Source organism: Mesobacillus zeae (genome assembly GCF_003570705.1).
GTDB classification, from domain to species: Bacteria; Bacillota; Bacilli; order Bacillales; family Cytobacillaceae; genus Mesobacillus_C; species Mesobacillus_C zeae.
The window spans coordinates 75,223-100,809 of the sequence record NZ_QWVT01000021.1 but is presented as its reverse complement, the minus strand read 5'-3'; the positions used below and the strand labels follow the sequence as shown (position 1 = coordinate 100,809).

Below are 25,587 nucleotides of genomic sequence, written 5' to 3'. Positions count from 1 at the left end.
TTGAAGATTCGCCTTATCTCAGTCGGATGGCTCCAGTCCATACGTCTAACCGGGCGCTTCCGCTTTTATTATTATCCAGCTGCATCGCCCAGCGCCTAGTGGACTTCGCCCACCTCTCTACGATAAGTCAACATCGAATCGCTACGCTCTTCGTGTTTCCTTTATCTCGTGCCGGTGAGCTCCAGTCCATACGTCACTAACCGGGCGCTTCCGCTTTTATAGTTTAAACGAGCTTTTAAGGGAAACAATTCTGTTGAATACAGGTTTTCCTTCTGTTGAATGTTTTGGATCTACATTGAAGTAGCCGTGGCGGAAGAACTGGAATTTATCCTGCGGCTTTGCCTCTTCCATATTCGGCTCGATAAAGCCATTTTGAATTTCAAGTGAGTTCTTGTTCACAAAATCCAGGAAGGTTCTGTCTTCACTTTCGTTTTCTTTAAGATCTTCATCGCGGATCAGAGGCTCATATAGACGGAACTCAGCAGGAATGGCGTTAGAGGCCTCCACCCAATGGAGTGTCCCTTTTACTTTGCGGCCGGTAAAGCCTGAGCCGCTCTTCGTTTCCGGATCGTATGTGCAGTGAAGCTCGACAACATTTCCAGCTTCATCCTTGATGACCTCATTGCATTTAATGAAGTACGCATGCTTCAGCCTTACCTCATTTCCAGGGAAGAGACGGAAATACTTTTTGGGAGGGTTTTCCATGAAATCGTCCTGCTCCACATAAATTTCATGGGAGAACGGAATTTTCCGCATGCCCATTTCCGGATTCTCAGGATTGATCTCCGCATCTAGGTATTCCACTTCACCTTCTGGATAGTTGGTAATGACTACTTTAAGCGGACGAAGGACACCCATTGTCCGAGGAGATTTCAGCTTCAGGTCTTCGCGTACATAATGCTCAAGCATCTGCTCGTCGACAGTCGAAAATCCTTTTGAAACCCCAGCAGCCATGACGAATTCGCGGATGGATTCGGGTGTATAGCCTTTTCTTCGCAGGCCTGAAACAGTCGGCAGGCGCGGATCGTCCCATCCATCAACAAAGCCTTCCTCAACAAGCTGTTTGAGCTTCCGCTTACTCATAACCGTATTGGTCAGGTTCAGGCGGCCAAACTCAATTTGCTGCGGCGTAGATTCCATTTCACACTTTTCAATAACCCAGTCATAAAGCGGACGCTGGTCTTCAAACTCAGTGGTGCACAAGGAATGGGTAACACCCTCGATTGCATCCTCAAGCGGGTGGGCAAAAGCGTACATTGGATAGATGCACCATTTGTCGCCAGTGTTATGGTGTGTCGCATGGGAAATCCGGTAAATCACCGGGTCGCGGAGATTGATATTGGGAGAAGCCATATCGATTTTCGCACGAAGGACTTTCTCTCCATTTTTGAATTCACCAGCGTGCATACGCTCAAACAAATCAAGGTTTTCCTCAGCAGAACGGCCGCGGTATGGGCTTTCTTTTCCTGGCTCGCTCAGTGTTCCGCGGTATTCGCGTATTTCGTCTGCAGACAAATCATCGACATAAGCCAGGTTCTTTTTGATCAGCAGGATTGCTTTTTTGTACATTTCATCAAAATAATTTGAGGCAAATAGCAGATTGTCCCACTCATACCCGAGCCATTGTACATCCTCTTTAATGCTGTCGACGTATTCCTGATCCTCTTTCAATGGATTGGTGTCATCGAAACGCAGATTGGTTTTTCCGCCGAATTCATCAGCCAGCCCAAAATTGATGACAATGGACTTAGCATGGCCGATATGGAGATAGCCGTTTGGTTCAGGAGGGAACCTTGTCACGATGTCCTTATGCTTACCTGATTCAAGATCCTCTTTCATGATCGTTTTTATGAAATTTGAATTCTCTTCCACATGTATCAGCCTTTCATCACGTTTTTATGTATTAAGTCTAATTAATTATATCTATTATACATTTCCAATGCTCTATATACTAATAAGAAATGAAGAGAAAAACAAGAAAACACTTTGTGATTTCAGAGGCTTTTGACGCCCGTCCGTGAATTGTTGATATAATAGTTAGCAGATAAGAAAAAAGGGTATTGCTTGATGAATGTTTTTTTTCATTCGCTTTGAGTAAATAAGAACATGCCGGAGTTGCCTGCATGCCGTGACAAGGAGTGTAATTACATGAAGTTCCAGGATTTGAAAACACTTGAGGAAAAATTAAATCTGATGTCAGAGCTTGCCGTTAACTTCAGAAGCCGTGCTGCATATCATCCCGAGGCAGCGGGCCAGTTTCCGTTTGATAATATATCGGACCTGAAGGAATCAGGCTATACATCATTGACTGTTCCGGTAAGGTTTGGAGGCGAGGATATTTCCCTCTATGAAATGGTAAGGCTTCAGGAGCGGCTTGCTGAAGGAGACGGATCGACGGCATTGTCAATCGGCTGGCATCTCGGGATACTCAAGAACCTTGGCGAAAAAAAGCTGTGGGACGAAGAGTTGTTTGAAAAAATATGTTATGAAGCAAAAAATGGCGCACTGATAAATGGTGCGGCGACTGAACCAGGTACAGGCAGCCCGACAAGGGGAGGGTTGCCGCAAACAACCGCTGTCAAGACAGGGAATCACTGGGTGGTCAATGGAAGGAAGACTTTTACTACGATGGCACCCGTTCTTGATTATTTCATTGTCAGCGCAGCCGCAGAACCATGTGGGGAAACGGGTAACTTCCTGATTCCGCGAAAATCCGAAGGGCTGAGGATCGAAGAAACATGGGATAGTATCGCCATGAGCGAGACAGGGAGCCATGATTTGGTACTGGAAAACGTCATGGTAGCGGATGACTGCTTTGTCGAGGTCTTCACTCCTGGTAAAAAAGGAGCGAACGGCTGGCTCCTTCATATCCCTGCGTGTTATCTGGGGATAGCCGCCGCAGCATGCGATTATGCTGTAAGGTTTGCCAAAGAATACAGCCCGAACAGCATCAAGGGATCTATTATCGAACTTCCCGCTGTGCGCCAGAAAATAGGCGAGATGGAGTTTGAGCTAATGAGGGCGCGGCATTTCCTATATTCGGTAGCGAAAAAATGGGACACATCGGCAGAAAAGGAAAGAGCGCAGATGGCTCCTGAGCTGGGTGCAGCCAAAATGGCTGTGACCAATGGAGCGATCAAGGTGGTAGATTCGGCGATGAGAGTCGTTGGAGCAAGAAGCCTGTCGGGCAAAAACCCGCTACAGAAATATTATCGGGATGTAAGAGCGGGGCTGCATAACCCGCCAATGGATGATAGTACAATTGAACTGTTGGCAAAGCAGGCAGATTCAAGAACATGACAATAGCGAAAAGCATAGGCCGGGACAGCATGTATGCTATTCCGGCCTTAATTATGGGTCATCCCTGCTTTTCCAAAACGTACTTCAATACCAAATTTGCTAGATTAGGGACCATTTCCAACGAATAACGCATTTCCATCCGCTCGTATCTTTTATGGGCGTCAAGGCCATATGGCCCGATGTTGACTACCGGTACATTGAGGTCGCGTTTATCTTGGTAATCCACGAATAATTTCGATCCCCACGCCGGGTTGTTCTTCGCTGCAGCTTCAAGAGACTCTTCATCATCGCTTATTGCAATGAAGCTCATATCAGAGATATAGGGGAAGAAATCCCTGACCTTTATTGGTTTACTGTATGAAGGCTGGATATCAGCAACCGCCTGGTCAAGTGCTGATATCAGTTTCTTTTCCTTGGCGTTTTTACCCTCAATCTCCACTCTTGGCGAATATAAAGAAGAATAAAATAGAATAATCGCCGGGCTTTTGTCCGGCATCCACTTCCAGGCTTCCTCCACAACTTTTGCGCAAAACATCCTGACGTCAAGGCTTTCGTCATGGAGAAGCTGTTCTTTGAAACTCTCTATACTATCTTTATATTCATCTCCGTTTGCTGCCAAAAGCACTCTTTCCATTTCAGCAAATGTCATGACCCTGCTCTGCCACGGGATGTTGCGTGCTGCTTCACCGCTCAGAATGCAAAAGCGGCGGTAGCGGTCCGTATAGAGATTAATTGCATTCTGGAAAGCGAGTTCCGCCTGGCCCCTAAGCTTTTCCAGCACATCGGAAGGAGTCCAGGAATGGATGAAAAAATTATAATAAACATACGCGGCTAAAGCCGTCTGTACCGTATATAACGGCTTCATGTCTGTCTGCTTTAATGATACCGGAGGGAGCGTTACCTCGCCGAGTGCCTCGTTGCACAGATCGGGATTATAATCGATTTGCCTTGTCAGTTCCGCTGCAACAAGGTTAGGGTCAAAGCCTTCAAAGCAGGATCCAACATGGGTTTCAGCCCCGGTGATAAAAAAGGAAGGGAGCAGTTTCCCGACTGTCCCTTTGTATATATAGCGGTTTTCATCCCCTTCATGGCGGGGAGCTGCAAAATCGGAATTGATGGCAGCAATGTAATCGAAACCGTGCTGTTCTCTCCAAAGCTTCAAATCTTTCAATGCTGACAATATCCCGTTTGAGCTGTCCTCTTTATCACATTCCGCCAGAAAAACTAGATTGCCTTCCAATTCTTCAGGATGGTCGGAATAATACCTTAATAGAAAAAGATTGCTTGCAACTCCGCTTTTCATATCAAGCGTTCCCCGGCCGAACATCCACTCGCCGGAATCCGCATGGGCACGGACCGCATCAGGTAGAGCTTCACTTTTTAGTGCGAGAAGAAGTTCATCTGGATTGCAGGCCAAGTCTGATAACTGGGTGAAATCGTCTATCCCGACGGTATCGATATGGCCGATGAGGATCACTGTATCGCGGCTGGTGCTTTTTTTTGTTCCTTTCACAAATGCTAAAACATTATATCTGTCAAGCTTATCATCAATCGTTGGCGACTTGATCAGGTGCAAAGGATTTTGTTTATAATACGGAAAGGACGAAATCATTGAATATAGGACATGTGCAATTTCCTTTTCACCAAGGGTGTTGACAATGCTTTCAATCTGTACAAGCTGCTTTGTGTAAAAAAGGACTTCATCCCGGCAGTCGAGCATATTTCTATCCCCCTTTGTTTATAGTTATTAGGAGGTACCCTCTTTCGCTATATTATATTCGAAAGAATCTGTTTTTTACATGATTGGCTTTAATTGCCTGTCGAAGTTTCACTTGGAAGCATGTCGGGAAAAAACATAATTGTCCGAATAATTCCGGCTGTTCGAATGTTGTTGATACATTTTTTTTTATGTTTTACACTGTTGCAGAGAAGATGAAAATTCCCTTTTAGAGAGGACATGAATGGACAATCAAACTTCAGTATATGACATAATGGATGTCTGCCTTCTTGCCGGAAAAATCATGCTCCAAAGCGGGGCTGAAACGTACCGGGTTGAAGATACAATGATGCGCATGGCGACCGCCTTGGGCATTGGCCAGACGCATAGCTATGTGACCCCTACAGTAATCCTTTTTTCCATTGAAGAGACGGGTGCAGCAAAGACAAAGCTGATCCGGATTTCGGAGCGGACAACCGATTTAAAAAAAGTCGCGATGGTCAACAGTGTTTCTAGAAAAATCAGCAGCGGAGATACCGGGCTTTTGGAAGCCTGGACAGAGCTGAAGGAAATCGAAGCTGCGAAACTGACATACTCTTTCATGTACCAGCTGGCAGCAGCTGCTGTTGCCAGCGGCTGCTTTACAATCATGTTCAAGGGCAGCTGGGTAGATTTCCTTCCGTCAGTTGCAGCGGGGGGAGGAGGCTTTTTATGCGCCGTCTACTTTCACCGGCTTGTTCCGGTGAAATTTTTCTCTGAGTTCCTGGCCTCCACCATCATTGGATTGCTGTCATTTGCTTTTATAACACTGGGGCTTGGGCAGGAGCTTGATAAAATCATTATTGGTTCAGTCATGCCGCTTGTACCAGGGCTCCTGATTACTAACGCAGTACGGGACCTTATGGCAGGGCACCTTGTTTCAGGAATTTCAAAAGGAGCCGAAGCCTTCCTGACGGCTTTTGCAATTGGATCAGGCATAGCAGTTGTTTTATCACTATTGTAATAGGGGTGGCCTGAGTGGTCTATATATCACAGCTTGTAACAAGCTTTGTTGCTTCAGCTGCGTTTGGAATCATGTTTAACGCACCAAAGGAATCACTTGTTAAATGCGGGATTTCCGGAATGCTTGGCTGGATGGTTTATTTTATTCTTGAATATAACGGATATGGGACAATTCTGGCTACACTTGCTGCATCCTTCCTGATTGCAGTCATCAGCCAGGTGATGGCAAAGCATTATAAAACTCCTATTATCATTTTTAGTGTGGCAGGCATTATTCCGCTTGTGCCTGGAGGGCTTTCTTACGATGCCATGAGGCATTTCGTGGAAAAAGATTATATTGGAACGGTTACGTTGGCCGCAAAAGCTTCCATGATTTCCGGTGCCCTTGCAGTCGGACTTGTATTCTCCGAGGTGCTTAACCTTGTAATCAGAAGGTCGGGAAAGGCACCAAAGTAATGAAACTGAGATTAGAAATAATGTTAGTTTGATTAAACAGTAAAAACAAAAAGGAATTATTTGTTTATTTATAGTTGTTTTTGTCTGGAAATACTCTTGGCAAAGTTTATTTCTCGGGAAATAATGACAAATAAATCATCTCAGATTTTTTCCTGCACTCGTAGAACACGCTGATACGCTTCAGCGTGTTTTTTGTTATTGGTGCAAATATAAGTGCAATTCAGCAATGAATTTTCAAGATGTGACGTACTTCACATACGTCTTATTTTCCGTCCCTTAAAATTTAATTATGAAAGAGAATCGCTATGGTAATGAGGGATGATGATAGTTACAGCGAGAGTATAGGTTAGTTTCCACTATTCACAAAGTGTTTACAATTATTGTGAAGTTAACCAGTTTTACCATGATATGATTACTTTCAAATCAATTCATCTCACTAGGGGGCAGACGGTATGCACAGGCTGGAGAAATCCTTTTACTCGAAAACCAGCATGTATTCATTTTTAGTTCTATTAGTCTTGTTTTTGTCGATGTGGGTTGCCACAGACCAATTTTTGCATATAGATATGGCACTTCTGGGGTATGCCATTTCGTCCGCAATATTTGCGGTTGGACTGACAATCCGGATGAGCTTCTGGCTTTATCGGACCGCGACAAACCGTGTCGCTTCCCGAAGCATGAAAAACCTGTTCACAAAAGAGCGATTAAAATGGAGTGCAAAAGCGGTACTCATAACGCTTGTTGATAACATCATCCTCCAGAAATTCATTTTTAAACGGGGGCTGTACCGCGGCATCCAGCATTTGATGATTTCCTGGGGATGCCTCATTTCTTTTGCCATTACGTTTGGACTGACGTTCGGCTGGATGAGATTCGACCTAATTGATCCTGAAACATACCAAATTGTTGTTTTTAATATCCCTACAATGAAAATGGCCGCACACGGGCTGTTTGCCGAAATCGTCTACAACGGACTCAATATCGGGGCGATCATGGTCCTGATTGGCGCGTCAATGGCACTGTGGCGCCGAATCAGCAGCTATGATGTCAAAGTCACACAGCGTTTTGAATTTGATATCCTGCCGCTTCTCATCCTTCTTTCTGTAACGGTAACCGGATTGATCCTGACAGTGCTTTACACATTTTTTGACGGCTGGATGCACCATTACATGTCACTTGTACATCAGGTTACGGTGGTCATCATGCTCGTATATTTCCCATTCGGGAAGCTGTTCCACGTACCAGTAAGGCCCTTGGCCGCTGCAGTTCCAATGAGCTATCAGGAGGTTGTGAAAGTGGATACGAAAACCTGCAAATGCTGTAGACAGCCGTACAGCAATGATGACCAGATTGCAGACGTGCAAGCGATCCTGCAAGCCCAGAACTTTGATTTAAGGCTAGCGGATGGGACGCAGCTGTCCGATTACTGTACAGGTTGCCGCAGGCGCATGCGCGCGCTGAAGCAAATGAATATGGAAGCCCCAAAAGGAAATCCATACGGACCTGTCGATACGAATAATGGAATCCATCTATCAGGCTTCAGCAAGAAACGTTCAGAAGAGTTTTATGGAATCGATATTGAGCAGGATTACAAGGGGGAGAAGGATAGTGAGCCAGTTTCTCGTTAAAGAAGGCGTCAAAAACCAAATCCGCAAAGGCGAAAAATTAGTCGCAACACACTGTTGTTACTGCGGCATGCAGTGCGGCATGCATATACGCGTCAATGAAAAAACAAATAAGGTAGTAGGTGTCGAGCCCCGCTATGACTGGGTGCTGACAAAAGGAAAAATGTGCCCGAAAGGTGTAACGGCCTACCAGACAATCGATCATCCTGATAGGATCAAACGGCCGCTGATTAAGAAGAATGGCCAGTTTGTCGAATCTTCATGGGAAGAAGCGCTTGATTTGATTGAGCGGAAGTATAAAGAAATCCAAGGTGAATACGGCAGGGATGCAATCGGAGTGTACGGCGGTGTTTCGATGACAAACGAGAAATGCTATCTTGTTGGGAAATATGCCCGCGTCGCACTTGGTACCCGCTATATCGACTATAATGGGCGCTATTGCATGAGCTCAGCCGCTGGGGGCTTCAACAAAACCCTTGGTATGGACCGGGGCTCCACACTTCCATGGACAGAACTTGAGCACAGCGATTGTTTCTTCATGGCAGGTTCCAACACGGCTGAATGCCACCCTACAAGTATTCAATGGTTTTGGAAGGCGAAGGATAAAGGCGCAAAAATTATTGTTGCTGACCCGCGCGAAACGCCAACAGCACGCGTAGCCGACGTCCATCTCGACCTGCTGCCGGGTACCGATTCGGCTCTTGCGAACGGAATTATGCATCTTTTAATCAAGCATGACTATGTAGATACCGAATATGTAAACGAACGCTGCAACAACTTTGAAGAGCTGAAGGAAATGACTGCGAGATTCACACCGGAGTATACAGCAAAACTAACGGGCATCGCAGTTGAAAAAATCGTGAAGGCGGCCCATATATTCGGGAAATCCCCTCGCTCCGTTGTCATGTTTGCCCGTGGAGCAGAACAGCAAACAAAAGGGGTAGACAATGTCAGCCTTTATACATCAATGGCTCTTCTTAGAGGCCAGATCGGGAAATTTGCATCCGGTGTTGCCACTTTAACAGGTCAGGGTAATGGGCAGGGCGGCCGCGAGCACGGACAGAAGGCGGATGCGCTTCCAGGCTACCGAAAAATCACCAACCCGAAGGACAGGGAATATATCGCTGGAGTATGGGGAATAGAGCCAGAGGAAATGCCTCAGGAAGGTGTCTCCGCTTATGAAATGTTCAACCTGATGGAAGCAAAAACAATCCGGGGGCTTCATGTTATTTGCTCAAATCCGGTTGTTTCATCACCAAATATCAATTATGTCCAAAAAGCACTCGAGGGCCTGGATTTCCTTGTCGTCAACGACTTTTTCCTTTCAGAAACAGCGGAGCTTGCGGATGTCGTTCTTCCTACTGCAACATGGGCGGAAGATGAAGGCACCACTACCAATACTGAAGGCCGGGTCATCCGGATCCGAAAGGTTGTCGATCCGATTGGGGAATCAAAGCCTGACTGGGAAATCATGCAGCTGATCGCAGAGCGGATGGGAAAAGGGAAGTTCTTCCCGTATAAGGAGCCAAGGGAAATTTTTGACGAGCTTAGAATTGCGTCAAAAGGCGGAAAAGCCGACTACTATGGAGTCACATATGAAAAAATCGATGCCCAGGATGGCGTGTTCTGGCCGGCACCTGCCGAAGACCATATGGGTACGCCATCTGTATTCAAAGATAAATTCGCGACCGAAGATGGCAAGGCTAATCTTGCTGTCTGTGACTGGAGGGAACCAGGAGAAATTCCAAATACCGGTTACCCACTGTGGCTGACGACAGGACGTGTGGTATTCCATTACCTAACAGGGAATCAGACACGGAGAGTAGGATTCCTGATGGATCAATGCCCTGAGCCATTTGTTGAAATCCATCCAGAACTGGCGAGCCAGTACCAGATCCAAAACGGGGAAAGAGTCAAGATTTCAACACCCCGCGGCGAGATGACAGCCCCAGCCCGAATTACTAAAGCTATACGTAAGGACACGCTGTTTGTCCCTTATCATTGGGGCAAAGAGCAATCCATCAACCAGCTTACAAGTCCAGCGCTAGACCCATTCTCACGGATGCCGGAATTTAAAGTTTGTGCAGTCAAGCTTGAGAAACTAACTAAATAGGAGGTAGGCGAAAGATGAATAAAATTATGTACCTTGAATTCGAACGCTGCATAGGCTGCCGTGCCTGCCAGGCGGCATGCCGTGAGTGTGGAGACCATGATGCGAAGGAACGAAACTATGTCGAGTATGTCGATTTCACCGAATCCCGGCAGACATTTCCAATGCTGTGTATGCAGTGCAAAGACCCGGCCTGTGCCCGCGTTTGTCCGGCGAACGCTATCCAGATTACAGAAGAAGGCGTTGTCCTCTCAGCGATGGAAGAAAAGTGCATAGGCTGTCGGAACTGTACATTTGGCTGCCCGTTTGGAATCCCGAAATTCGACTTTGAAAAGAATAAAATGTATAAATGCGATATGTGTTATGACAGGACGAGGGAAGGCATTTCACCGATGTGTGCGTCTGTCTGCCCTAGTGATGCCATCAGATTCATTGATTTTGACGAGATGCAGGAATTAAGAAGGCGTCGGACACAGATGAACCTAATTGAAGGCAAAAAGCCGCAGGAAGGGAATAAGTGGGATTACGTCCCTGAGTTCTTTGGGGTTTATACTGATTCAAATCAGTAAATAGGATGGTAAAGTGGTTAAAAATAAAAATAAAAGTAAAAGTGAAATGATGCCGTATTCAAGAGGCAGGAGGGCAAGTCATGGCAGATGAAAAAAATAATCATAAACAAACTGAAGACCAGGATATGATCAAGCTGATCGACAACCTTAACCGTAAAGAGGATGTGGGCTTGAACCGGAGGGCGTTCCTGAAGGCCTCTTTCGGTGCTACTGTCGCGATTGGCCTGGCAACCACCCCGTTTGGCATTTTCTCTTATATGCGAAGTGAAGATGGTTCCGTCAAAAGGGTGGAAATTGCTGATGTGAAAGATCTAGATATCGGGGAATCGAGAAATTTTGGATATCCGACTAAGGAAGATCCCGCCATTCTTGTCAGAACACCGGATGACAAATTCGTTGCCTATAACAACAAGTGTACGCACCTGCAATGTCCAGTTTTTTATGAACACAAGGAGAATATCTTGTTGTGTCCTTGCCATAAAGGCTATTTCAATGTAGATAATGGGCACCCGATGGCGGGACCGCCCCAGCGTGAATTGCCGAAGATTCTCCTTGAAGTGAAGGACGGAAAAGTGTTCGCAGTCGGGAGGGAAGTAAGGCATGGGTAAAAAAAGAGTTGCTTTCTTTTCGATATTTCTTTTTCTCGCGATTAATGTTGTTTCTCTCTCAAATGTAATCGAAGGTTATTATGGGGAAGAGTCCGGTCGTGTCTATACGTTTATGTCTGCAGCGATTGTATCAACGCTCTTTGCGGCCATTGCCTTTTTCATCTGGAGAAAAGAAGAGTATAAAAAATAGGACATGGGAGAACATACGGAAAAAAAAGGAGGCTTCACATGGACTCCCGATTTTCTGGTGAAGATGAACAGCCTGTCGAGAATATTCTTAGAAACACTTTAGAGATTGAAGAAGATCTCATGAGGACCTATTTAATCACTGCCGAGAGAATTCACAATAATGATGAACTTAAAAATCGATTGCTAAATTTTGCTGAAGGTAATGCAAAGCGGACGAAACAATTGATTGACGAAATAAATAAGGCATAAAAAGCAAAAGCAGCGGCCAATTCCCGCTGCTTTTACATTTTTTATCGATGGAATCAGAACCTGCTGATAGGTTCAAATTCAAGGCTGTTTCCCGTGAATGTTTTTTCTCCTGACGCCGTTATTAACGTGCATCCGGTAATGCGAAAGGGGATTTTCTCGGACGTATAGCCTGCAAGAAGGCCGGAACCCAAATCTTTTCCGTCTTCATTTTTAACAAGGACGTTTTGCCCTTCAAGCGTCCGGAGCTTTGCACCCATCAGGAAAGTCTTCCATTCTTCCCAATTTTCCAAGAGGAACGCTTTATCTCCATTTTCAAGATAGCCGAGCTGGCATTCACTATCATCTATTTGTGAAGTAGTTCCCTCTGTCATATTGACAATGATGTCTCTTAACAGCTGGTATTCATTCAGTTCAAGGCGGGAATCTATCAGGAAGACTGTGCTGTCGTGGCCAGGAATGATGCTGGCTAATGACTTCCCTCTATAGATGATGTGTTCGCCGGAAATAAATTTGGACGTTATTTTTTCTGGCGGCAGTCCTTTTATCTTCACTTTAAGCATGGTAGCTCCCCCTTTTGAACAATTCTTGCCGTATATGCCGGGAAGATGTCCTCTTATTTATAATATATGCCTTTTTTGCTGGACGGACAAACATTTGCAGGGATAGAGCTGTTCCCAAAACCGCCAGTCTCGAATCGAATGGTTTATCAATAAGCTTTATACCCTCGCAAAAAAATTACAGAAACAATATTTTTGTAGTGTAAATGAAAATGAATTGACATAATTGATTCAATTAAGTCTGATAGAATACAAGAATAAGGTTTCATAACCGGGGTTTTGAGGAATATTTAATACTTGGGACCATTAAAATATAAGAAAAATAGAATGTCGGAGGACATCAAATGTCATTAGAAGAGAAATTAATCAATAAAAATTATTATGAAACATATTTGGAAGGAAACACGCATGCCAATCCAGTGTCGGTTCTTGGTGAGCTTTATTTAAGAGACCATAACGACAGCCCGGAAAAACTTCCGAACATCCGGTTTGCCCAGGGAGAAGTTTATTTTCAACATAAAGACTTCGAAGCTGCTATTTTTAAATGGGAAAACATCGCGAATGATTTCGAACCATGGGCGAAAAAGAATATGGGTGATGCTTTTCTCGAACTCGGGCTCTTGGAGTCAGCAGAGGAGCTTTACCTGTCAATTGATACGGAAAACGAAGTGCTCAAAATAGAAACAGGGCTGCAGCTGCTGGCACTATACATAGAACTGCAAAAAACAGTGCGGGCTGTCGAAGTAATAAAGCAGACAGTCGCGCTGAATCCGGATTATCCAGGTGTAACAGACATCGCCAGGGCCTTTTTCGAATCACAGGATGATTGGGAGAATGCAGTCCAGCTTGCATCTAATGAAGCGATTCGGACTCATTCTGCAGAATGGTTCGATATCCTGAAAAAGTATATTGATAATGGGTATACCGAGGGGATGCAACCTGAGTATTTCAACAAGGTACTATTTGAGCTATATCCTGCAGATCCAGCAAAGTTTGAGCAGCTTATCGTGGCATTATGGAAAAGCTATCGTGATGGATCCGCTTATTTGTCATGGATTGATAACTTCAATAGCATCTTCATTGGCATGGAAAGTGGCACGAATGAAGTCTGGAAGGAATTGCCTGCATTATACCAGGAGTCCTATTTCGAGCTCCTCGATGGCGGTCTGCTGATCAAACAGCTATCGCCAATTATCCCAAGCCACCTTAGTAACTGGCTGAAGGTTACGGATGAATCTTATTCACTGTTTGCCTCGTCAGCTGTGATGGCGTGGAGTGAAATGTTTCCTTCAAGCCTTTCCCCGGATACAGTGCGCAAAGCAGAAGATATGATCCTTAAAGCCAGAAGGTATCCTTCGGCAATGGAGGACAGCCAGCAATTGTTCTCTAGCATCACTGCATGGGCGGAAAGGAATGGAGTCGAAACGGACAACCGGCTTAAGTGGATCGTCGGGGAAATCACTGAATATAAAAACCGTCAGCTTCTGGTGGCGGGAGTTTCGGGAAGCGGAAAGTCTGCTTTCGTCAATTATATTCTTGGTGAGGAGCTGCTTTCCGGCCCAACCTCTTCCGTTGTCGCTTTTAAATATGGAGAAGAGCCTGAGATAAAAGATGTATCCGAAACAGGGGATGAACCGATTTCCAATTATGAAGAGTTCCAGGATGCTGTCGGAGTGCGAAGGCAAAACCACAAAACAGAGACCATTATTGATTTCCGGGTACCGGTTGAATTTCTAGGGAAGAGCCAGCTAGAGATCATTGATACACCGGAGATCAACCGAAGCAATGTGGAACAACATCCGCTTTACAACTATGTGCCGTTTGCAGACTGTCTGCTGTTTGTCCTTAATGCAGAAGAACCGCTGACAAGGAAGGAAGAAGAAATTCTCCAACAGATCATCGGACAAAGTCCGGAGATTCCGATTCATTTTGTACTGAACGGGATGGACTCGATGTATAGTGAGCAGGAAGCCAGACAGGTTTTTGAAGATACATTATCAAGGCTCAAGGTTATCAGTCCCGAGGCTGAGCTGTTTGCTTTTTCCGGCGGGCAAAAGCTTGAGGGATTGGCAGAGTTCCTTCATTCTGTCATGATGGGAGACAGTGAAACGGCGAGGGTGTCGAAACTGCATTATTATATTCGAAGAACAATCACATATCTTCTGGACAAACGAATCGAAATGGAAAATAATCTTGTCGAATCAGTCCGGTGGAATGAAGAAATGACGGTTAAGCTGAATGGAGCCATTAACCAAATCAATGACATGGAAGAAGAAAAAGCAAGAGAAATCAGGAGAGCCTTCACAAAGGCGAAGCAGGATACAAGGGAAGAAATCTTGGGTAAAGTTCCTGCCATCCTGCGCGGCTGCGCTGATATACTTACAGAGAAAAGCGATTTCAGGAAGATCCATGTCGAGCTAAATGATGAAATGAACAAGAGAGTGCGGGAATTTCTTGAAACAACTGTCCTGCGAAAGTTTTATGGGTCACTCAAGGAATGGATTTCATTTTCAAAGTCCGAATTTGACCAGGGGCAGGTGCACCTTCAAGAAATGGCAGAAGGCTTCAATGCGATGTATGGGGAAGAAAAACTTGCCCTCTCCTGCGATTTTAAGGTGTTGGACGATTGGAACCGTGATGCTGATAGGCTGACGAGCGGGGTGCACGTGGAGAAACTGAATATCCTGCTGCGGTCGACACCTTCCCAAATTTTCTTGAAAGGTGCAGGGAAGCTTCTCGGGGTTCTTCCTCAGAACAATGCCATGCTGTATAACAAATATAAAGCTTATCTTGAAAATGAAGATTTCAGCGAAACAGCTTCCACAGTTGCGGATAAATTCCTGCAGCAGTTTGAACTGTTTGAAAAATCGCTGACAAGAGATGTGAACCTGTTCTTCCGCGAACCGCTGAAGGAGCTTGAAGGAGCGGTTGAAGAGTGCAACCGGGACATTGTTGACAGCAAAGAAGGCTTAGAGAAGCTAAGGATCAAGCCGGAGGTCTACAGGGACCCGCTGGCGCTTTTCGAGACAAAGCTTCGCCAATACGAATGGATGTCTGCGGCAGGAAGGCCTGCCTCACGTTGATAAAGAAAGAAGCCGCTCTTTATGGAGCGGCTCCAGCTTGTTAGAAACGGGAAATATGTTTTTCCCCCCGCGAAACACTTTTGCAAATAAGTTATTAAGTTTGAGCCGCCCCTTTATGGAACGGCCTTTTTTTTGCGCTTTTGCCCAGCCGCCTCTAGTATAGGGTTTGGAATTGTTTATAACATAGCTTATTGTGTATCTGAATAATAGGGTAAATTTGCGTAATGGTACATCCATCCCATCATAAGGCCTCCGCCCAATAAATTGCCAATTGTGACAGGGATGAGATTATGAATGACTCCGGTCATTGATATGGCCTCAGGGTGTTCATGGACAAGCGCAATGGCGAATGTGCACATATTGGCGATACTGTGTTCATATCCTGAAATGAAAAAACAGAAGACGAAGAGAATCATGGCAAACATTCTTGCCCCGTCTCCCTTTAATGATAAAGGGATAAAAAACGCCAGACAAACAAGCCAGTTACATAATATACCTCGGAAGAACAGTTCTATTGTTGTAGCATGCAATTTCTTTTCGACTACACTGAGAAGAAAGGAATTGACTGATGGATGCTCAAATAATCCGGTTGTATAAATTAAAAAAGCAAACAAGGCAGCACCAAGAATATTTCCGACATAGCTGTATATCCACAGTTTTCCAACGTCATTCCAACCCATTTTTTTTCGAAGGGCCGCAAAAGTAAAATAGAAGGTATTGCCTGTAAATAAATCTCCACCTCCATATGCAATCAGTATGATAGCAGCTCCGAATGTCAGTGCGGCCATCGGATAGGCAAACGGAGAGTGTTCCATGTAAAAGAAGTTGCCTGTTTTAAAAGCTACAATTACCCCAAACCCAATAAACATTGAAGCGAGGACAGCCCTTGACAAATACCTCAGCCTGCTTTGCTTAAAGATCCTCAATTTTTTTAATGCAAGCTTCTCAACCTCACTCAGCGGTTCGATTTCCATTATCATCACCTGCCTTATTCCAACATCCCGTCTATTTTTAGCTAAAGAGGCTAGGGATATGTATCGCTGCAGGACAGGAGATGAAAAAGGATGAAATAGACACAATTGAGCAGCCTTGAACTATGGTACACTAGGATTTGAAATATTTAACACAGGGCACAAGAGTACTTGTTCCCTCATACATAATTAATTTCCTGGTGCTGTGGACAAAGCATGGCAGCGAAAAGGAGGAGAAGGAATGGCGATTTTAGTAACAGGCGGAGCTGGGTACATTGGGAGCCATACTTCAGCAGAATTGATTCGGCGCGGTGAAGATGTCATCGTCGTTGATAATTTGCGGACAGGTCACCGCAGCGCAGTGAAAGGTGTGCGGTTTTATGAGGGAGATCTCATGGACAGGGATTTTCTCGATGATGTGTTTCGTACAAATACAATTGAAGCGGTTATCCACTTTGCCGCAAGTTCCCTTGTCGGCGAAAGTGTAAATAAGCCATTGGACTATTACCAAAATAATTTGGTGGCATCACATAGTCTTGTATCAGCAATGCTTGAACACGGGGTGAAGAAGATTGTATTTTCTTCCACTGCGGCAACATACGGCGAACCGGAAAATATCCCTATCCGCGAGGAAGACAGCAATTTTCCGACAAACCCATATGGAGAAACGAAACTTGCTATGGAAAAAATGTTTCGCTGGTGCGATGGAGCCCATGGCCTGAAGTCTGTTTCCCTGCGTTATTTTAATGCGGCCGGTGCTCATCCAGATGGTACAATCGGGGAGGATCACAATCCTGAGACTCATCTCATTCCGATTATCCTTCAGGTAGCGCTCGGGCAGAGGGAGTCGATAGGCATTTTTGGCAGCGATTATCCAACAGAGGATGGGACTTGTATCCGTGACTACATCCATGTCATGGATCTTGCGAATGCGCATTGGCTGGCATTGGAGCACTTAAGGAAGCATGAACAGAGTGAAGTGTTCAATCTTGGGAACGGAAAGGGATTCTCCGTCAAGGAAGTTATCGAGACTGCGCGGAAAGTAACCGGGCATAGTATCCCTGAAACCTTGACTCCGCGTCGAGCGGGAGATCCAGCCATTTTAATCGCATCTTCGGAGAAAGCCCGTGAAGTGCTCGGGTGGAAACCTCAACATAATGAGCTTGAGACAATTATTGAGACAGCGTGGAAATGGCACCAGGCAAACCCGCAAGGATATAAAGATTAAACCTTGGACGGGGAGATTGAACAGTGAATGTAAATTTCTCCATGCCAACGAGTGAATAAAGATAAAATAAAGGCAAAAAGGCTGGAGCAGCTGAATTAGGCGCTCCAGCCTTTATTTTTTAGCGCATAGGGACGGACAATCCAGCGCTTATGTTGCGAAAGGATGCAGCGTTTTAGTTGGTTTAATGACCAGTGGACTTCATTGTCCGGGTGCTTTCGCTTTTTTTTATTTACGGATTGATGACATCTGCCTAAAACAACTGCACCCCGCAGGTTTTACAAGAATGGGGACGAATCTTTTTAAGTGGTATATAAAAAAGTTGGAAGCAGGAGGGAATGTAATGTCAGAAGAGTATCGTGTGTTGGAGGGAGCAGAGCCATTTTATTTTGAAGGCGGAAATGTGGGGATTCTTGTATCACATGGATTCACTGGGTCTACGCAAAGCATGCGTCCGCTGGGAGAGGCTTATGCCAAAGCGGGATATACTGTGTGCGGTCCACGGTTGAAGGGACATGGCACCCACTATGAAGAAATGGAGGCTGCGACTTACCAGGATTGGGTCGATTCCGTTGAAGAAGGCTTCCGCTGGCTTAAGGAAAGATGCGACTCTGTTTATGTGACGGGATTGTCTATGGGAGGGACTTTGACACTGTACATGGCCGAAAAACATCCTGAAATTAAAGGAATTATCCCAATCAATGCAGCGGTCGATATCCCGGATATGGCAGCAGTCCAAAACCTTGACGGCATTCGCTTCCTTGATGCCATCGGGTCGGATATAAAAAAAGAAGGTGTAAGCGAACTCGCTTATGAGAAAACACCGGTCAAATCCATCCGGGAACTCGTCAAGCTGATGGAGAAAGTGAAAAGTAATCTGGCCAGCATAGAATGTCCCGCCCTTATTTTTGTTTCGGAAGAGGACCATGTCGTTCCGACGCATAATTCCCAAACAATTTTGGAGTCCATCACTTCAGCAGACAAACAGCTTGTAACAATGAAAGAAAGCTACCATGTAGCAACACTTGATAATGACCAGCAGAACATCATTGACGGCACACTGAAGTTCATTGCCAAAGTTGAAAAGAAAGCCGAACTTTAACGCACCACCGCACCGGGGGTCAGGCGCGCTTTAGTGGGGTGAAGTGGGGTTTTTGTAATTTTTTTCTTTTGTTTCATACTTCTCTCACAAGTTGATTTTACAATATACCTATTGTGAAAACACTTTTAACTAGGAGAGACAATTTATGAAGAAAATGAACCTATTGGTTTTAGTATTTCTTCTGGCATTGGCTGGAGGTTGTTCGAATAATAAAGGGCAGGCAGCAAAAAAGGACGATAAAGAAAAAATTCCTGAAGCGATTGAAGTGAAAATCCTGCTTCCAGACCATGCAATCCCGCAAAAAGAAGTGGTTCTTGGCACCCGTGTAACACAGTCTGGGGAAAATGTAGAGGATGCTGACTCGGTAAAATTCGAAATTAAGGAAGAGGGAAGCAAGGAAAGTGAGATGCTTCCCGCGAAGCACACAAAGAAAGGTATCTATGAAGTGAGGAACACTTTCATGGCAGATGGGGTTTATTCTATTACTGCGCATGTAACGGCCCGAGACATGCACAATATGCCGACCGAAAAGCTTGCTGTTGGTAATGCGGAAGAACCTCATGACAGCAATAAGGAAGATTCCCATCATGACAGTGAGGACGGCAGCAAGGGCCATGATCATAAAAGCGAGTCCGAACACGGTGAAGCTGGCCATCATGACAGCAGCCTAGACATCCATCTGATGACACCCCAGAAAATCAACACAAATGAGGAAGCTGCCTTGACAGTCATACTAAAAGATGGCGGACATCCGCTCACCGAAGCGAAAGTCAGGCTCGAGATCTGGAAGAAGGGTGCCGAAAAGCACGAATTCCTGGATACAGCAGAAGCAGAGGATGGCACGTACAAACTAAATAGGAAGTTCAGCGACCCCGGAAACTATGAGATCAATGTTCATGTGAACAAAGGTAAACTGCATGAACATAAACAGCAAGCGATTGCTGTCCATTAACAAACAGCCCCGTACCGAATGCGTACGGGGCTGTCTTTTATAGAGTGCTAATGTGAAAAATAAACTGCTTTATGTGCCGGCAATGTAATTTCCAGTGTCACGCGGGAAGTGCCGGGTGCCGAACAGATATGGTTTTCAAGTGTGATGACAAGGCTTCTTTCATCCGGGAAGGCAGCGGCACGGTCATAGCATTCCCAGCCATCCCAGCTTCCTAACTTCAATTCAAAGTTTTTCAAGTGAAGGGAATAAAACGGGCTATCATCTGAATATACAAACTCCTCAGGCGGGACATCCACCCATTCGGTTATAAAGCCGAAGGATAATCCTGCTTTACACCGGTCGAATCCGTGCTCAGCGATAAAGCTAAGCAGCTGGCAAAGCTCGGCTTTATGCAAATACATGGTACTTCCGGCTTTAAACCCTGATAATTCAGCGAACAGCTCTTGTTTTTTTGTGATACCCAACATATTTCTGCCCCCCTTAAAACAAAAAATGAAAACCTTTCCAATTCTATTATATCAATCCTGAAACCAATATGGGTCGCTGTGTAATAATTTTGCATTTTTGTAAAAACTCGGCCTTCATAGGGAAAAAGCCTGCTTCAACAAAGAAGCAGGCTTTCTAAAATTTAGTCATTCAACTATCCTAACAGCAACGCGATACTTTCCCACCCTTTCCGCAGTAACGCGCTTCCTGGGCTTGTGAAAAAAAGTCTTTCCGCGACACGACCGCTTCGCCAGGATGATGCTCCTTCATGTGCTCAACATACCGTTCGTAGCTAGGAACACCTACAAGCAAGGAAATGAATTGCTTCCGGTATGAAAGAATATCTTTGATTTTGTTAAACATAAGTCTTCACATCCCCGCCATTTCGAGGCACATATGGAGACTCGTGCAGATCCGCCTTCTGGTTTGAAAGCACTTTAATCCAGATTCGGACAGCAGCAATTAGAACTGTTATGACAACGAGCATAAAGATTCCACACAAGGCGGCATCAATATAATCATTGAGGAGCACTCGCTTCATCTGCTCCTTGTTCGCGGCAGGTGCAAGAATCTTTCCATCATTGAGCGCGTCCCTGAAAACTTTTGCATGCGAGAGGAAACCGATTTTAGGATTTTCATGAAACAGCTTTTGCCATCCGGCCGTCATTGTCACTATAAGAATCCATGTTGTCGGGACTAACGTTACCCATACGTACGCTTTCTTTCCCATTTTGAAAAGGACCGTGGTGCCAAGCAGCAGGGCAATCCCCGCAAGCATTTGGTTCGCAATCCCGAACAGCGGCCAAAGCGTGTTGATTCCTCCAAGAGGATCAATGACACCTTGGTAAAGGAAATAGCCCCAGCCCAGCACACATATAGCGGTGGCAATGATATTCGGAATAAGAGAATCCGTTTTAGCAAACGGTTTATAAGCAGTTCCAAGAATATCCTGTATCATAAAACGCCCGACTCGTGTACCAGCATCAATGGTTGTGAGGATGAACAAGGCCTCAAACAGGATGGCGAAATGGTACCAGAAGGCCATGAGTGCTTTCCCGCCAATCACTTTTGAAAAAATGACAGCCATTCCAATTGCAAGTGTCGGCGCCCCGCCCGTCCTTGAAAGAATTGTACTTTCGCCAACATCGTCAGCAAGTCCTGTCAAAGCATCTGGCGTGATTTGAAATCCCCAGCTTGAAACGGTCTGGGCCGCCTGGACTGCATCCGTACCAATGACAGCAGGAGGGCTGTTGATGGCAAAATAGATGCCCGGGGTAAGGACACAAGCAGCAATCATCGCCATAACAGCGACAAAGGATTCTGTCAGCATCGCCCCGTAGCCAATTGGCTGTGCATGGGACTCTCGCTCGATCATTTTTGGGGTTGTTCCAGAGGATACAAGAGCATGGAATCCGGATACAGCCCCGCAGGCAATCGTGATGAAAAGGAAAGGAAACAAGTTACCCGCAAACACTGGCCCTGTTCCATCAATAAACTGTGTAACACCAGGCATTTGGAGGTCTGGAGCAACAATAAGGATACCAATGGCAAGTCCGAGAATGGTGCCGACTTTCAAAAAGGTGCTCAAATAGTCACGGGGAGCGAGAAGCATCCAAACTGGAAGGACAGAGGCGATAAAACCATACACTATCAGCATGATGGCGATGGTTTCGCCCTTGAATGTGAACATGTTTGCCAGTTGCTCATGCTGTGCCACATACTGGCCAGCATAGATGGAGAACAGCAATAGCACGACTCCAATCAGCGATCCCTCGCCGATTCGGCCGGGCCGGATATAACGCATGTAAAAGCCCATGAAAACCGCGATTGGTATTGTTGCTGCAATCGTAAACATTCCCCAAGGGCTGCCTGTCAGGGCCTTTACCACGACAAGTGCCAATACTGCCAATAAAATAATCATAATTCCAAGAATCCCTATCATGGCAATAAGGCCTGTAACAGGTCCAATTTCTTCCTTGATCATTTCCCCAAGCGATTTTCCGTTACGGCGCATCGATCCAAAAAGGATGATGAAATCCTGTACGGCGCCGGCAAGGACAACCCCCACAACAATCCAGATGGTACCCGGGAGATAGCCCATTTGTGCAGCCAGTATCGGACCGACAAGCGGACCTGCGCCGGCAATAGCGGCAAAATGGTGGCCAAACAGAACCCATTTGTTCGTTGGAACATAATCCTTTCCATCATTATTGATTTCTGCTGGTGTCTTCCGGTTGTCATCCAGTTCAAACACTTTCTGGGCTATAAACCGACTGTAAAAACGGTATGAAATGGCGTAAACACTGACTGCTGCCGTCAACAGCCAGATCGCGTTGACACTTTCTCCTTTGTTTAAAGCCATTACTGCAAAACCTGCTGCTCCCAATGCTGAAATGATTCCCCAGATGATGATTGATTTTAATGCCTTCACATTTTCCCTCCACCTTTTCTAGTAATTGTATTTCATTATATTTTATAATTCTAAATTTTTAAATAATTATTCTTATTTTTCTTTTCTTCTATCTTGAAGGAAGTCTTTTTTGAGCCGATATAAGATTAACGAATGTCTAAAAGATTTCTTAATCCCGCTAGACCGCTTCTGTATTTCACCCCAATTGGAGGATTTGCATCATGGAAAAAAGTCGATTTACATCCCCAAAGCTAATCTTTGTCATTCTTTTCACCGCTGCATACTATGCGTGGCTGTTGGCTTCAAACGAAAATTTCTTCCAGCGCCAGCTCGGGGGCAATCTTTTTTCAATCGCCGCGCCCTGTATTGGATCATATTGGCTTGTAAAGGCAGGGAAAAGGGCAGGACGAAAGGAATATCTTTTTTGGATCTTTCTGGCGCTCGGCACTTTTTCCAATGCAGCAGCCGAAAGCGTCTGGCTCTATTACGATAATTTCGCCAGGAAGGATGTACCGCAGCCGGGTCTGAGCGATTTGTTCTATTTTCTGCAATATGTATTCTATCTATTGTCATTTTTTTACCGGATTGTTTTTGATAAAAAGTATTACAAAGGAATACGATTTCTTGTTGATGTCCTGATTGTCATGGCCGCGGCTGTTGCCTTCAGCTGGCTGTTTCTTATTCATCCAATCCTGTCCGACCCAGAGGTGTCTGGCTTCCTTATGTATGTGAACATTGCGTATCCCGCCGGCGATCTGGCTATCCTGTTTGGCAGCATGGTCCTTTATCTTGGCTGTGCCAGCAGGGGCTTCAGGCAAGGGATGATTTTCCTGTTCACGGGGATGATCACCCAGACGTTTGCAGATTCTGCTTATTTATATCTTTCGGCAATAGGGACGTACACTTCAGGCAGCTATATCGACCCATTGTTCAGCCTTGCGCTTTTGATGATTGGTTATGGAGGAGAGTTAAATAGTAGACCCGAAGGTTCTGGCATTGGAGAGTCAGACGGAGTGGATGAACCGAGAGGGATATTATCACAGTACTTGCCATTCGTAACTATGCTGATGTTGATCTTTTTTATCATCCTTAAATCAGGCGTGAACAATCCTATTTTGATTGGAGTAGGGGCGTCTATTTTCCTGCTGGTTGTCAGACAGGTTGTGATACTTATAGAAAACGGCCAGCTCGTTCAGAAGTACCTTGAGCGGACAAAAGAGCTTGCTATCAACAAGCAGCGGTATAAATCTTTGTTTGATTACCATTCAGATGCGATCTTTTCAATCGATCTTAACGGGAAATTCACATCGGTGAACCATGCTTACAGTATGATAGCCGGATACCGAAGGGAAGAGTTGGTTGAAAAGTCAATTTTGGAAATAGTAGATACTCAGCTTGCTGAAAAAATAAAAAGCTATCTTGGAACTGACTTGAAGAAGAGTTCCCAAACCATTGAAGTTACCACAACAAAAAATGGATACGCATTTCATACGATTTGGACAACCGTTCCAATAAAAGTTGATGGTGAGGTTGTTGGCATATACGGAATCGGAAAGGATGTTACAGAGAAAAAAGACAATGAACAAAAGATTACTTTTATGGCATACCATGATTTGCTGACAGGACTCCCCAATCGGAGTTTGTTTAAAAAAGGGCTTGATGAAGCAATGGAAGTAACGAAAACATCGGGAGAAAAAATGGCTGTCATGTTCCTGGATCTTGATCGCTTTAAAATTGTGAATGATACACTTGGTCACAATACGGGCGATGAGCTGCTGATTGCAGTATCCGAAAGGCTGCAGGGCTGCCTTGACAGCAGGAGTCTCATTGCACGGCAGGGAGGGGATGAATTTACAATCCTCGCCCGGGAACTCGCTTCATGGGAGGATGCAGGCAGGATTGCAAAAAGAATAAACGAAGCCCTGAACCAGCCCTTCAAGGTTTTTGGACATGAACTTCGAGTTAGTCCCAGCATCGGGATCGCGCTTTACCCGGAAGATGACAAAAGTGCCGAAGGATTGATGAAGAAGGCTGATATGGCCATGTATAAAGCAAAGGACCAGGGCAAAAACCGATACTGCTTCTATACAGATGATTTACAGGAACTGCCTGCAAGGAAGCTTGTTCTTGTACGGGATTTGCACAGGGCCATCGAGAAGGAAGAGTTTGAGATCCACTATCAGCTTCAAATTGACAGGCGGTCAGGGGGATACTATGGTGCCGAAGCGCTTATTCGCTGGAATCATCCGTCCATGGGAATGATACCGCCTGGTGAATTTATATCAATTGCTGAGGAGACAGGCATGATTGTCCCAATTGGCGATTATGTTCTCAGGGAAGCATGCAGCGAGGCTGTAAAATGGCATAAAGCCGGCAGCAAAATAAAAATCGGCGTCAATCTTTCGCCTAAACAGTTTTATCAACATGCTCTTGTGGAAAATATTGAAAAAGTCCTAGATCAAACGGGGTTGGATCCGCGATTCCTGGACCTTGAAATAACGGAAGGCATTGCAATGAATGATTATCTCGGAACGGTTCCCCACTTATCCCGGCTGAGGCAAATAGGTGCCAAAATATCGATTGATGACTTTGGGACAGGCTATTCCTCATTGTCATATTTAACAAATCTTCCTATCGATACACTTAAAATTGCCCGTGAATTCATCAGCAGAATTGGAAAGGATCCAGCCAATGAAGCAATCATTGCTTCTATCATCAACATGGCAGGAAACCTGGGGCTTGAAGTAGTTGCAGAAGGGGTGGAAACCGAGAATCAAGCTGTATTTTTGGAGAATCTTGGCTGCAGTAAAATGCAAGGTTTCTTGTTCAGCAGGCCGGCCCGGGCAAGTATAACAAGTCTTCAGCTAAATGGGGAAGTTCGTATCTAAGCTGTCTCTCTATTTTTTTCATCAGTAAGGGATTATCGACAAACAATGGTCCAGCTTAATATTCCTCCTTGCTTCGGCATATCTTTTA

At 45.1% G+C, this 25,587-nt stretch carries 21 protein-coding genes; 14 read left to right on the top strand and 7 right to left on the bottom strand.

Translation table 11 applies throughout. The features are described from left to right. Positions 1-216: 216 nt before the first annotated feature. Positions 217-1,872: a glutamine--tRNA ligase/YqeY domain fusion protein gene (locus D1970_RS13010; RefSeq protein WP_119113307.1), complete on the bottom strand. Its 1,656-nt coding sequence runs from the start codon at positions 1,870-1,872 to the stop codon at positions 217-219. Between the two features lie 276 nt (positions 1,873-2,148). On the opposite strand from D1970_RS13010, the gene D1970_RS13005 reads away from it, so the two are divergent. Continuing rightward, positions 2,149-3,300 carry an acyl-CoA dehydrogenase family protein gene (locus D1970_RS13005; RefSeq protein ID WP_119113306.1) on the top strand — a complete coding sequence of 384 codons (1,152 nt, stop codon included), beginning with the start codon at positions 2,149-2,151 and terminating at the stop codon, positions 3,298-3,300. 58 nt (positions 3,301-3,358) lie between these two features. On the opposite strand, the gene D1970_RS13000 is transcribed toward D1970_RS13005, so the two are convergent. Further along, positions 3,359-5,020 (bottom strand): M20/M25/M40 family metallo-hydrolase, encoded by a 1,662-nt coding sequence (locus D1970_RS13000; protein ID WP_119113305.1) that lies wholly within the window; start codon positions 5,018-5,020, stop codon positions 3,359-3,361. Positions 5,021-5,261: 241 nt separating this feature from the next. Here D1970_RS13000 and D1970_RS12995 point away from each other — a divergent pair, with 241 nt between their 5' ends. From D1970_RS12995 to D1970_RS12960, 8 genes are all read left to right on the top strand, one after another. Further along, a complete protein-coding gene (locus D1970_RS12995) occupies positions 5,262-6,020 on the top strand; it encodes a threonine/serine exporter family protein (RefSeq protein WP_119113304.1) in 759 nt (252 codons plus the stop codon). 14 nt (positions 6,021-6,034) lie between these two features. Beyond that, positions 6,035-6,475, top strand: coding sequence for a threonine/serine exporter family protein (locus D1970_RS12990; protein ID WP_119113303.1), 441 nt, complete (start codon positions 6,035-6,037; stop codon positions 6,473-6,475). Between the two features lie 452 nt (positions 6,476-6,927). Beyond that, positions 6,928-8,103: an MFS transporter gene (locus tag D1970_RS12985; protein ID WP_119113302.1), complete on the top strand. Its 1,176-nt coding sequence runs from the start codon at positions 6,928-6,930 to the stop codon at positions 8,101-8,103. Next, positions 8,084-10,213: a formate dehydrogenase subunit alpha gene (fdhF, locus tag D1970_RS12980; protein WP_259339668.1), complete on the top strand. Its 2,130-nt coding sequence runs from the start codon at positions 8,084-8,086 to the stop codon at positions 10,211-10,213. The genes D1970_RS12985 and fdhF overlap by 20 nt, the downstream gene beginning before the upstream one ends. A 14-nt stretch (positions 10,214-10,227) precedes the next feature. Beyond that, positions 10,228-10,779 (top strand): 4Fe-4S dicluster domain-containing protein, encoded by a 552-nt coding sequence (locus tag D1970_RS12975; protein WP_119113300.1) that lies wholly within the window; start codon positions 10,228-10,230, stop codon positions 10,777-10,779. Between the two features lie 80 nt (positions 10,780-10,859). Further along, positions 10,860-11,387: a Rieske 2Fe-2S domain-containing protein gene (locus D1970_RS12970; RefSeq protein WP_119113299.1), complete on the top strand. Its 528-nt coding sequence runs from the start codon at positions 10,860-10,862 to the stop codon at positions 11,385-11,387. After that, complete coding sequence (locus D1970_RS12965) at positions 11,380-11,577, top strand: hypothetical protein (RefSeq protein ID WP_119113298.1); 198 nt, start codon at positions 11,380-11,382, stop codon at positions 11,575-11,577. The genes D1970_RS12970 and D1970_RS12965 overlap by 8 nt, the downstream gene beginning before the upstream one ends. Before the next feature lie 38 nt (positions 11,578-11,615). Next, entirely contained in the window at positions 11,616-11,825 is a 210-nt protein-coding gene (locus tag D1970_RS12960) for a hypothetical protein (protein WP_119113297.1), read from the top strand. A gap of 53 nt (positions 11,826-11,878) precedes the next feature. Here the strand turns inward: D1970_RS12960 and D1970_RS12955 are convergent, their stop codons facing one another. Further along, entirely contained in the window at positions 11,879-12,385 is a 507-nt protein-coding gene (locus D1970_RS12955) for a hypothetical protein (protein WP_119113296.1), read from the bottom strand. Between the two features lie 341 nt (positions 12,386-12,726). On the opposite strand from D1970_RS12955, the gene D1970_RS12950 reads away from it, so the two are divergent. Beyond that, a complete protein-coding gene (locus D1970_RS12950; protein WP_119113295.1) occupies positions 12,727-15,465 on the top strand; it encodes a dynamin family protein in 2,739 nt (912 codons plus the stop codon). Positions 15,466-15,653: 188 nt separating this feature from the next. On the opposite strand, the gene D1970_RS12945 is transcribed toward D1970_RS12950, so the two are convergent. Then, positions 15,654-16,439, bottom strand: coding sequence for a formate/nitrite transporter family protein (locus D1970_RS12945; protein WP_119113294.1), 786 nt, complete (start codon positions 16,437-16,439; stop codon positions 15,654-15,656). Between the two features lie 238 nt (positions 16,440-16,677). On the opposite strand from D1970_RS12945, the gene galE reads away from it, so the two are divergent. From galE to D1970_RS12930, 3 genes are all read left to right on the top strand, one after another. Continuing rightward, on the top strand, positions 16,678-17,664 hold the full coding sequence (gene galE / locus D1970_RS12940; protein ID WP_119113293.1) for a UDP-glucose 4-epimerase GalE: 987 nt from the start codon (positions 16,678-16,680) through the stop codon (positions 17,662-17,664). Between the two features lie 340 nt (positions 17,665-18,004). Next, on the top strand, positions 18,005-18,763 hold the full coding sequence (locus D1970_RS12935; RefSeq protein ID WP_119113292.1) for an alpha/beta hydrolase: 759 nt from the start codon (positions 18,005-18,007) through the stop codon (positions 18,761-18,763). Positions 18,764-18,908: 145 nt separating this feature from the next. Further along, positions 18,909-19,715: a FixH family protein gene (locus D1970_RS12930; protein WP_119113291.1), complete on the top strand. Its 807-nt coding sequence runs from the start codon at positions 18,909-18,911 to the stop codon at positions 19,713-19,715. Positions 19,716-19,762: 47 nt separating this feature from the next. Here the strand turns inward: D1970_RS12930 and D1970_RS12925 are convergent, their stop codons facing one another. The 3 genes from D1970_RS12925 to D1970_RS12915 form a co-directional block, all read right to left on the bottom strand. Beyond that, positions 19,763-20,182, bottom strand: coding sequence for a hypothetical protein (locus tag D1970_RS12925; protein ID WP_119113290.1), 420 nt, complete (start codon positions 20,180-20,182; stop codon positions 19,763-19,765). A gap of 178 nt (positions 20,183-20,360) precedes the next feature. Further along, the gene (locus D1970_RS12920) at positions 20,361-20,564 is read right to left on the bottom strand and encodes a YbdD/YjiX family protein (RefSeq protein ID WP_119113289.1); all 204 of its coding nucleotides are present in this window, start codon (positions 20,562-20,564) and stop codon (positions 20,361-20,363) included. Further along, positions 20,557-22,632: a carbon starvation CstA family protein gene (locus D1970_RS12915; protein ID WP_119113288.1), complete on the bottom strand. Its 2,076-nt coding sequence runs from the start codon at positions 22,630-22,632 to the stop codon at positions 20,557-20,559. The genes D1970_RS12920 and D1970_RS12915 overlap by 8 nt, the downstream gene beginning before the upstream one ends. Before the next feature lie 200 nt (positions 22,633-22,832). Between D1970_RS12915 and D1970_RS12910 the strand changes: the two genes are divergently transcribed. Further along, on the top strand, positions 22,833-25,499 hold the full coding sequence (locus D1970_RS12910; protein ID WP_119113287.1) for an EAL domain-containing protein: 2,667 nt from the start codon (positions 22,833-22,835) through the stop codon (positions 25,497-25,499). The last annotated feature ends 88 nt before the right edge of the window (positions 25,500-25,587 follow it).

Excerpts from the sequence above, each read along its gene's own strand:
- D1970_RS13005 (WP_119113306.1), top strand. The coding sequence starts at position 2,149 with ATGAAGTTCCAGGATTTGAAAACACTTGAGGAAAAATTAAATCTGATG.
- D1970_RS13000 (WP_119113305.1), bottom strand. The coding sequence starts at position 5,020 with ATGCTCGACTGCCGGGATGAAGTCCTTTTTTACACAAAGCAGCTTGTA.
- D1970_RS12995 (WP_119113304.1), top strand. The coding sequence starts at position 5,262 with ATGGACAATCAAACTTCAGTATATGACATAATGGATGTCTGCCTTCTT.
- D1970_RS12985 (WP_119113302.1), top strand. The coding sequence starts at position 6,928 with ATGCACAGGCTGGAGAAATCCTTTTACTCGAAAACCAGCATGTATTCA.
- D1970_RS12975 (WP_119113300.1), top strand. The coding sequence starts at position 10,228 with ATGAATAAAATTATGTACCTTGAATTCGAACGCTGCATAGGCTGCCGT.
- D1970_RS12970 (WP_119113299.1), top strand. The coding sequence starts at position 10,860 with ATGGCAGATGAAAAAAATAATCATAAACAAACTGAAGACCAGGATATG.
- D1970_RS12965 (WP_119113298.1), top strand. The coding sequence starts at position 11,380 with ATGGGTAAAAAAAGAGTTGCTTTCTTTTCGATATTTCTTTTTCTCGCG.
- D1970_RS12960 (WP_119113297.1), top strand. The coding sequence starts at position 11,616 with ATGGACTCCCGATTTTCTGGTGAAGATGAACAGCCTGTCGAGAATATT.
- D1970_RS12955 (WP_119113296.1), bottom strand. The coding sequence starts at position 12,385 with ATGCTTAAAGTGAAGATAAAAGGACTGCCGCCAGAAAAAATAACGTCC.
- D1970_RS12950 (WP_119113295.1), top strand. The coding sequence starts at position 12,727 with ATGTCATTAGAAGAGAAATTAATCAATAAAAATTATTATGAAACATAT.
- D1970_RS12945 (WP_119113294.1), bottom strand. The coding sequence starts at position 16,439 with ATGGAAATCGAACCGCTGAGTGAGGTTGAGAAGCTTGCATTAAAAAAA.
- galE (WP_119113293.1), top strand. The coding sequence starts at position 16,678 with ATGGCGATTTTAGTAACAGGCGGAGCTGGGTACATTGGGAGCCATACT.
- D1970_RS12935 (WP_119113292.1), top strand. The coding sequence starts at position 18,005 with ATGTCAGAAGAGTATCGTGTGTTGGAGGGAGCAGAGCCATTTTATTTT.
- D1970_RS12930 (WP_119113291.1), top strand. The coding sequence starts at position 18,909 with ATGAAGAAAATGAACCTATTGGTTTTAGTATTTCTTCTGGCATTGGCT.
- D1970_RS12925 (WP_119113290.1), bottom strand. The coding sequence starts at position 20,182 with ATGTTGGGTATCACAAAAAAACAAGAGCTGTTCGCTGAATTATCAGGG.
- D1970_RS12920 (WP_119113289.1), bottom strand. The coding sequence starts at position 20,564 with ATGTTTAACAAAATCAAAGATATTCTTTCATACCGGAAGCAATTCATT.
- D1970_RS12910 (WP_119113287.1), top strand. The coding sequence starts at position 22,833 with ATGGAAAAAAGTCGATTTACATCCCCAAAGCTAATCTTTGTCATTCTT.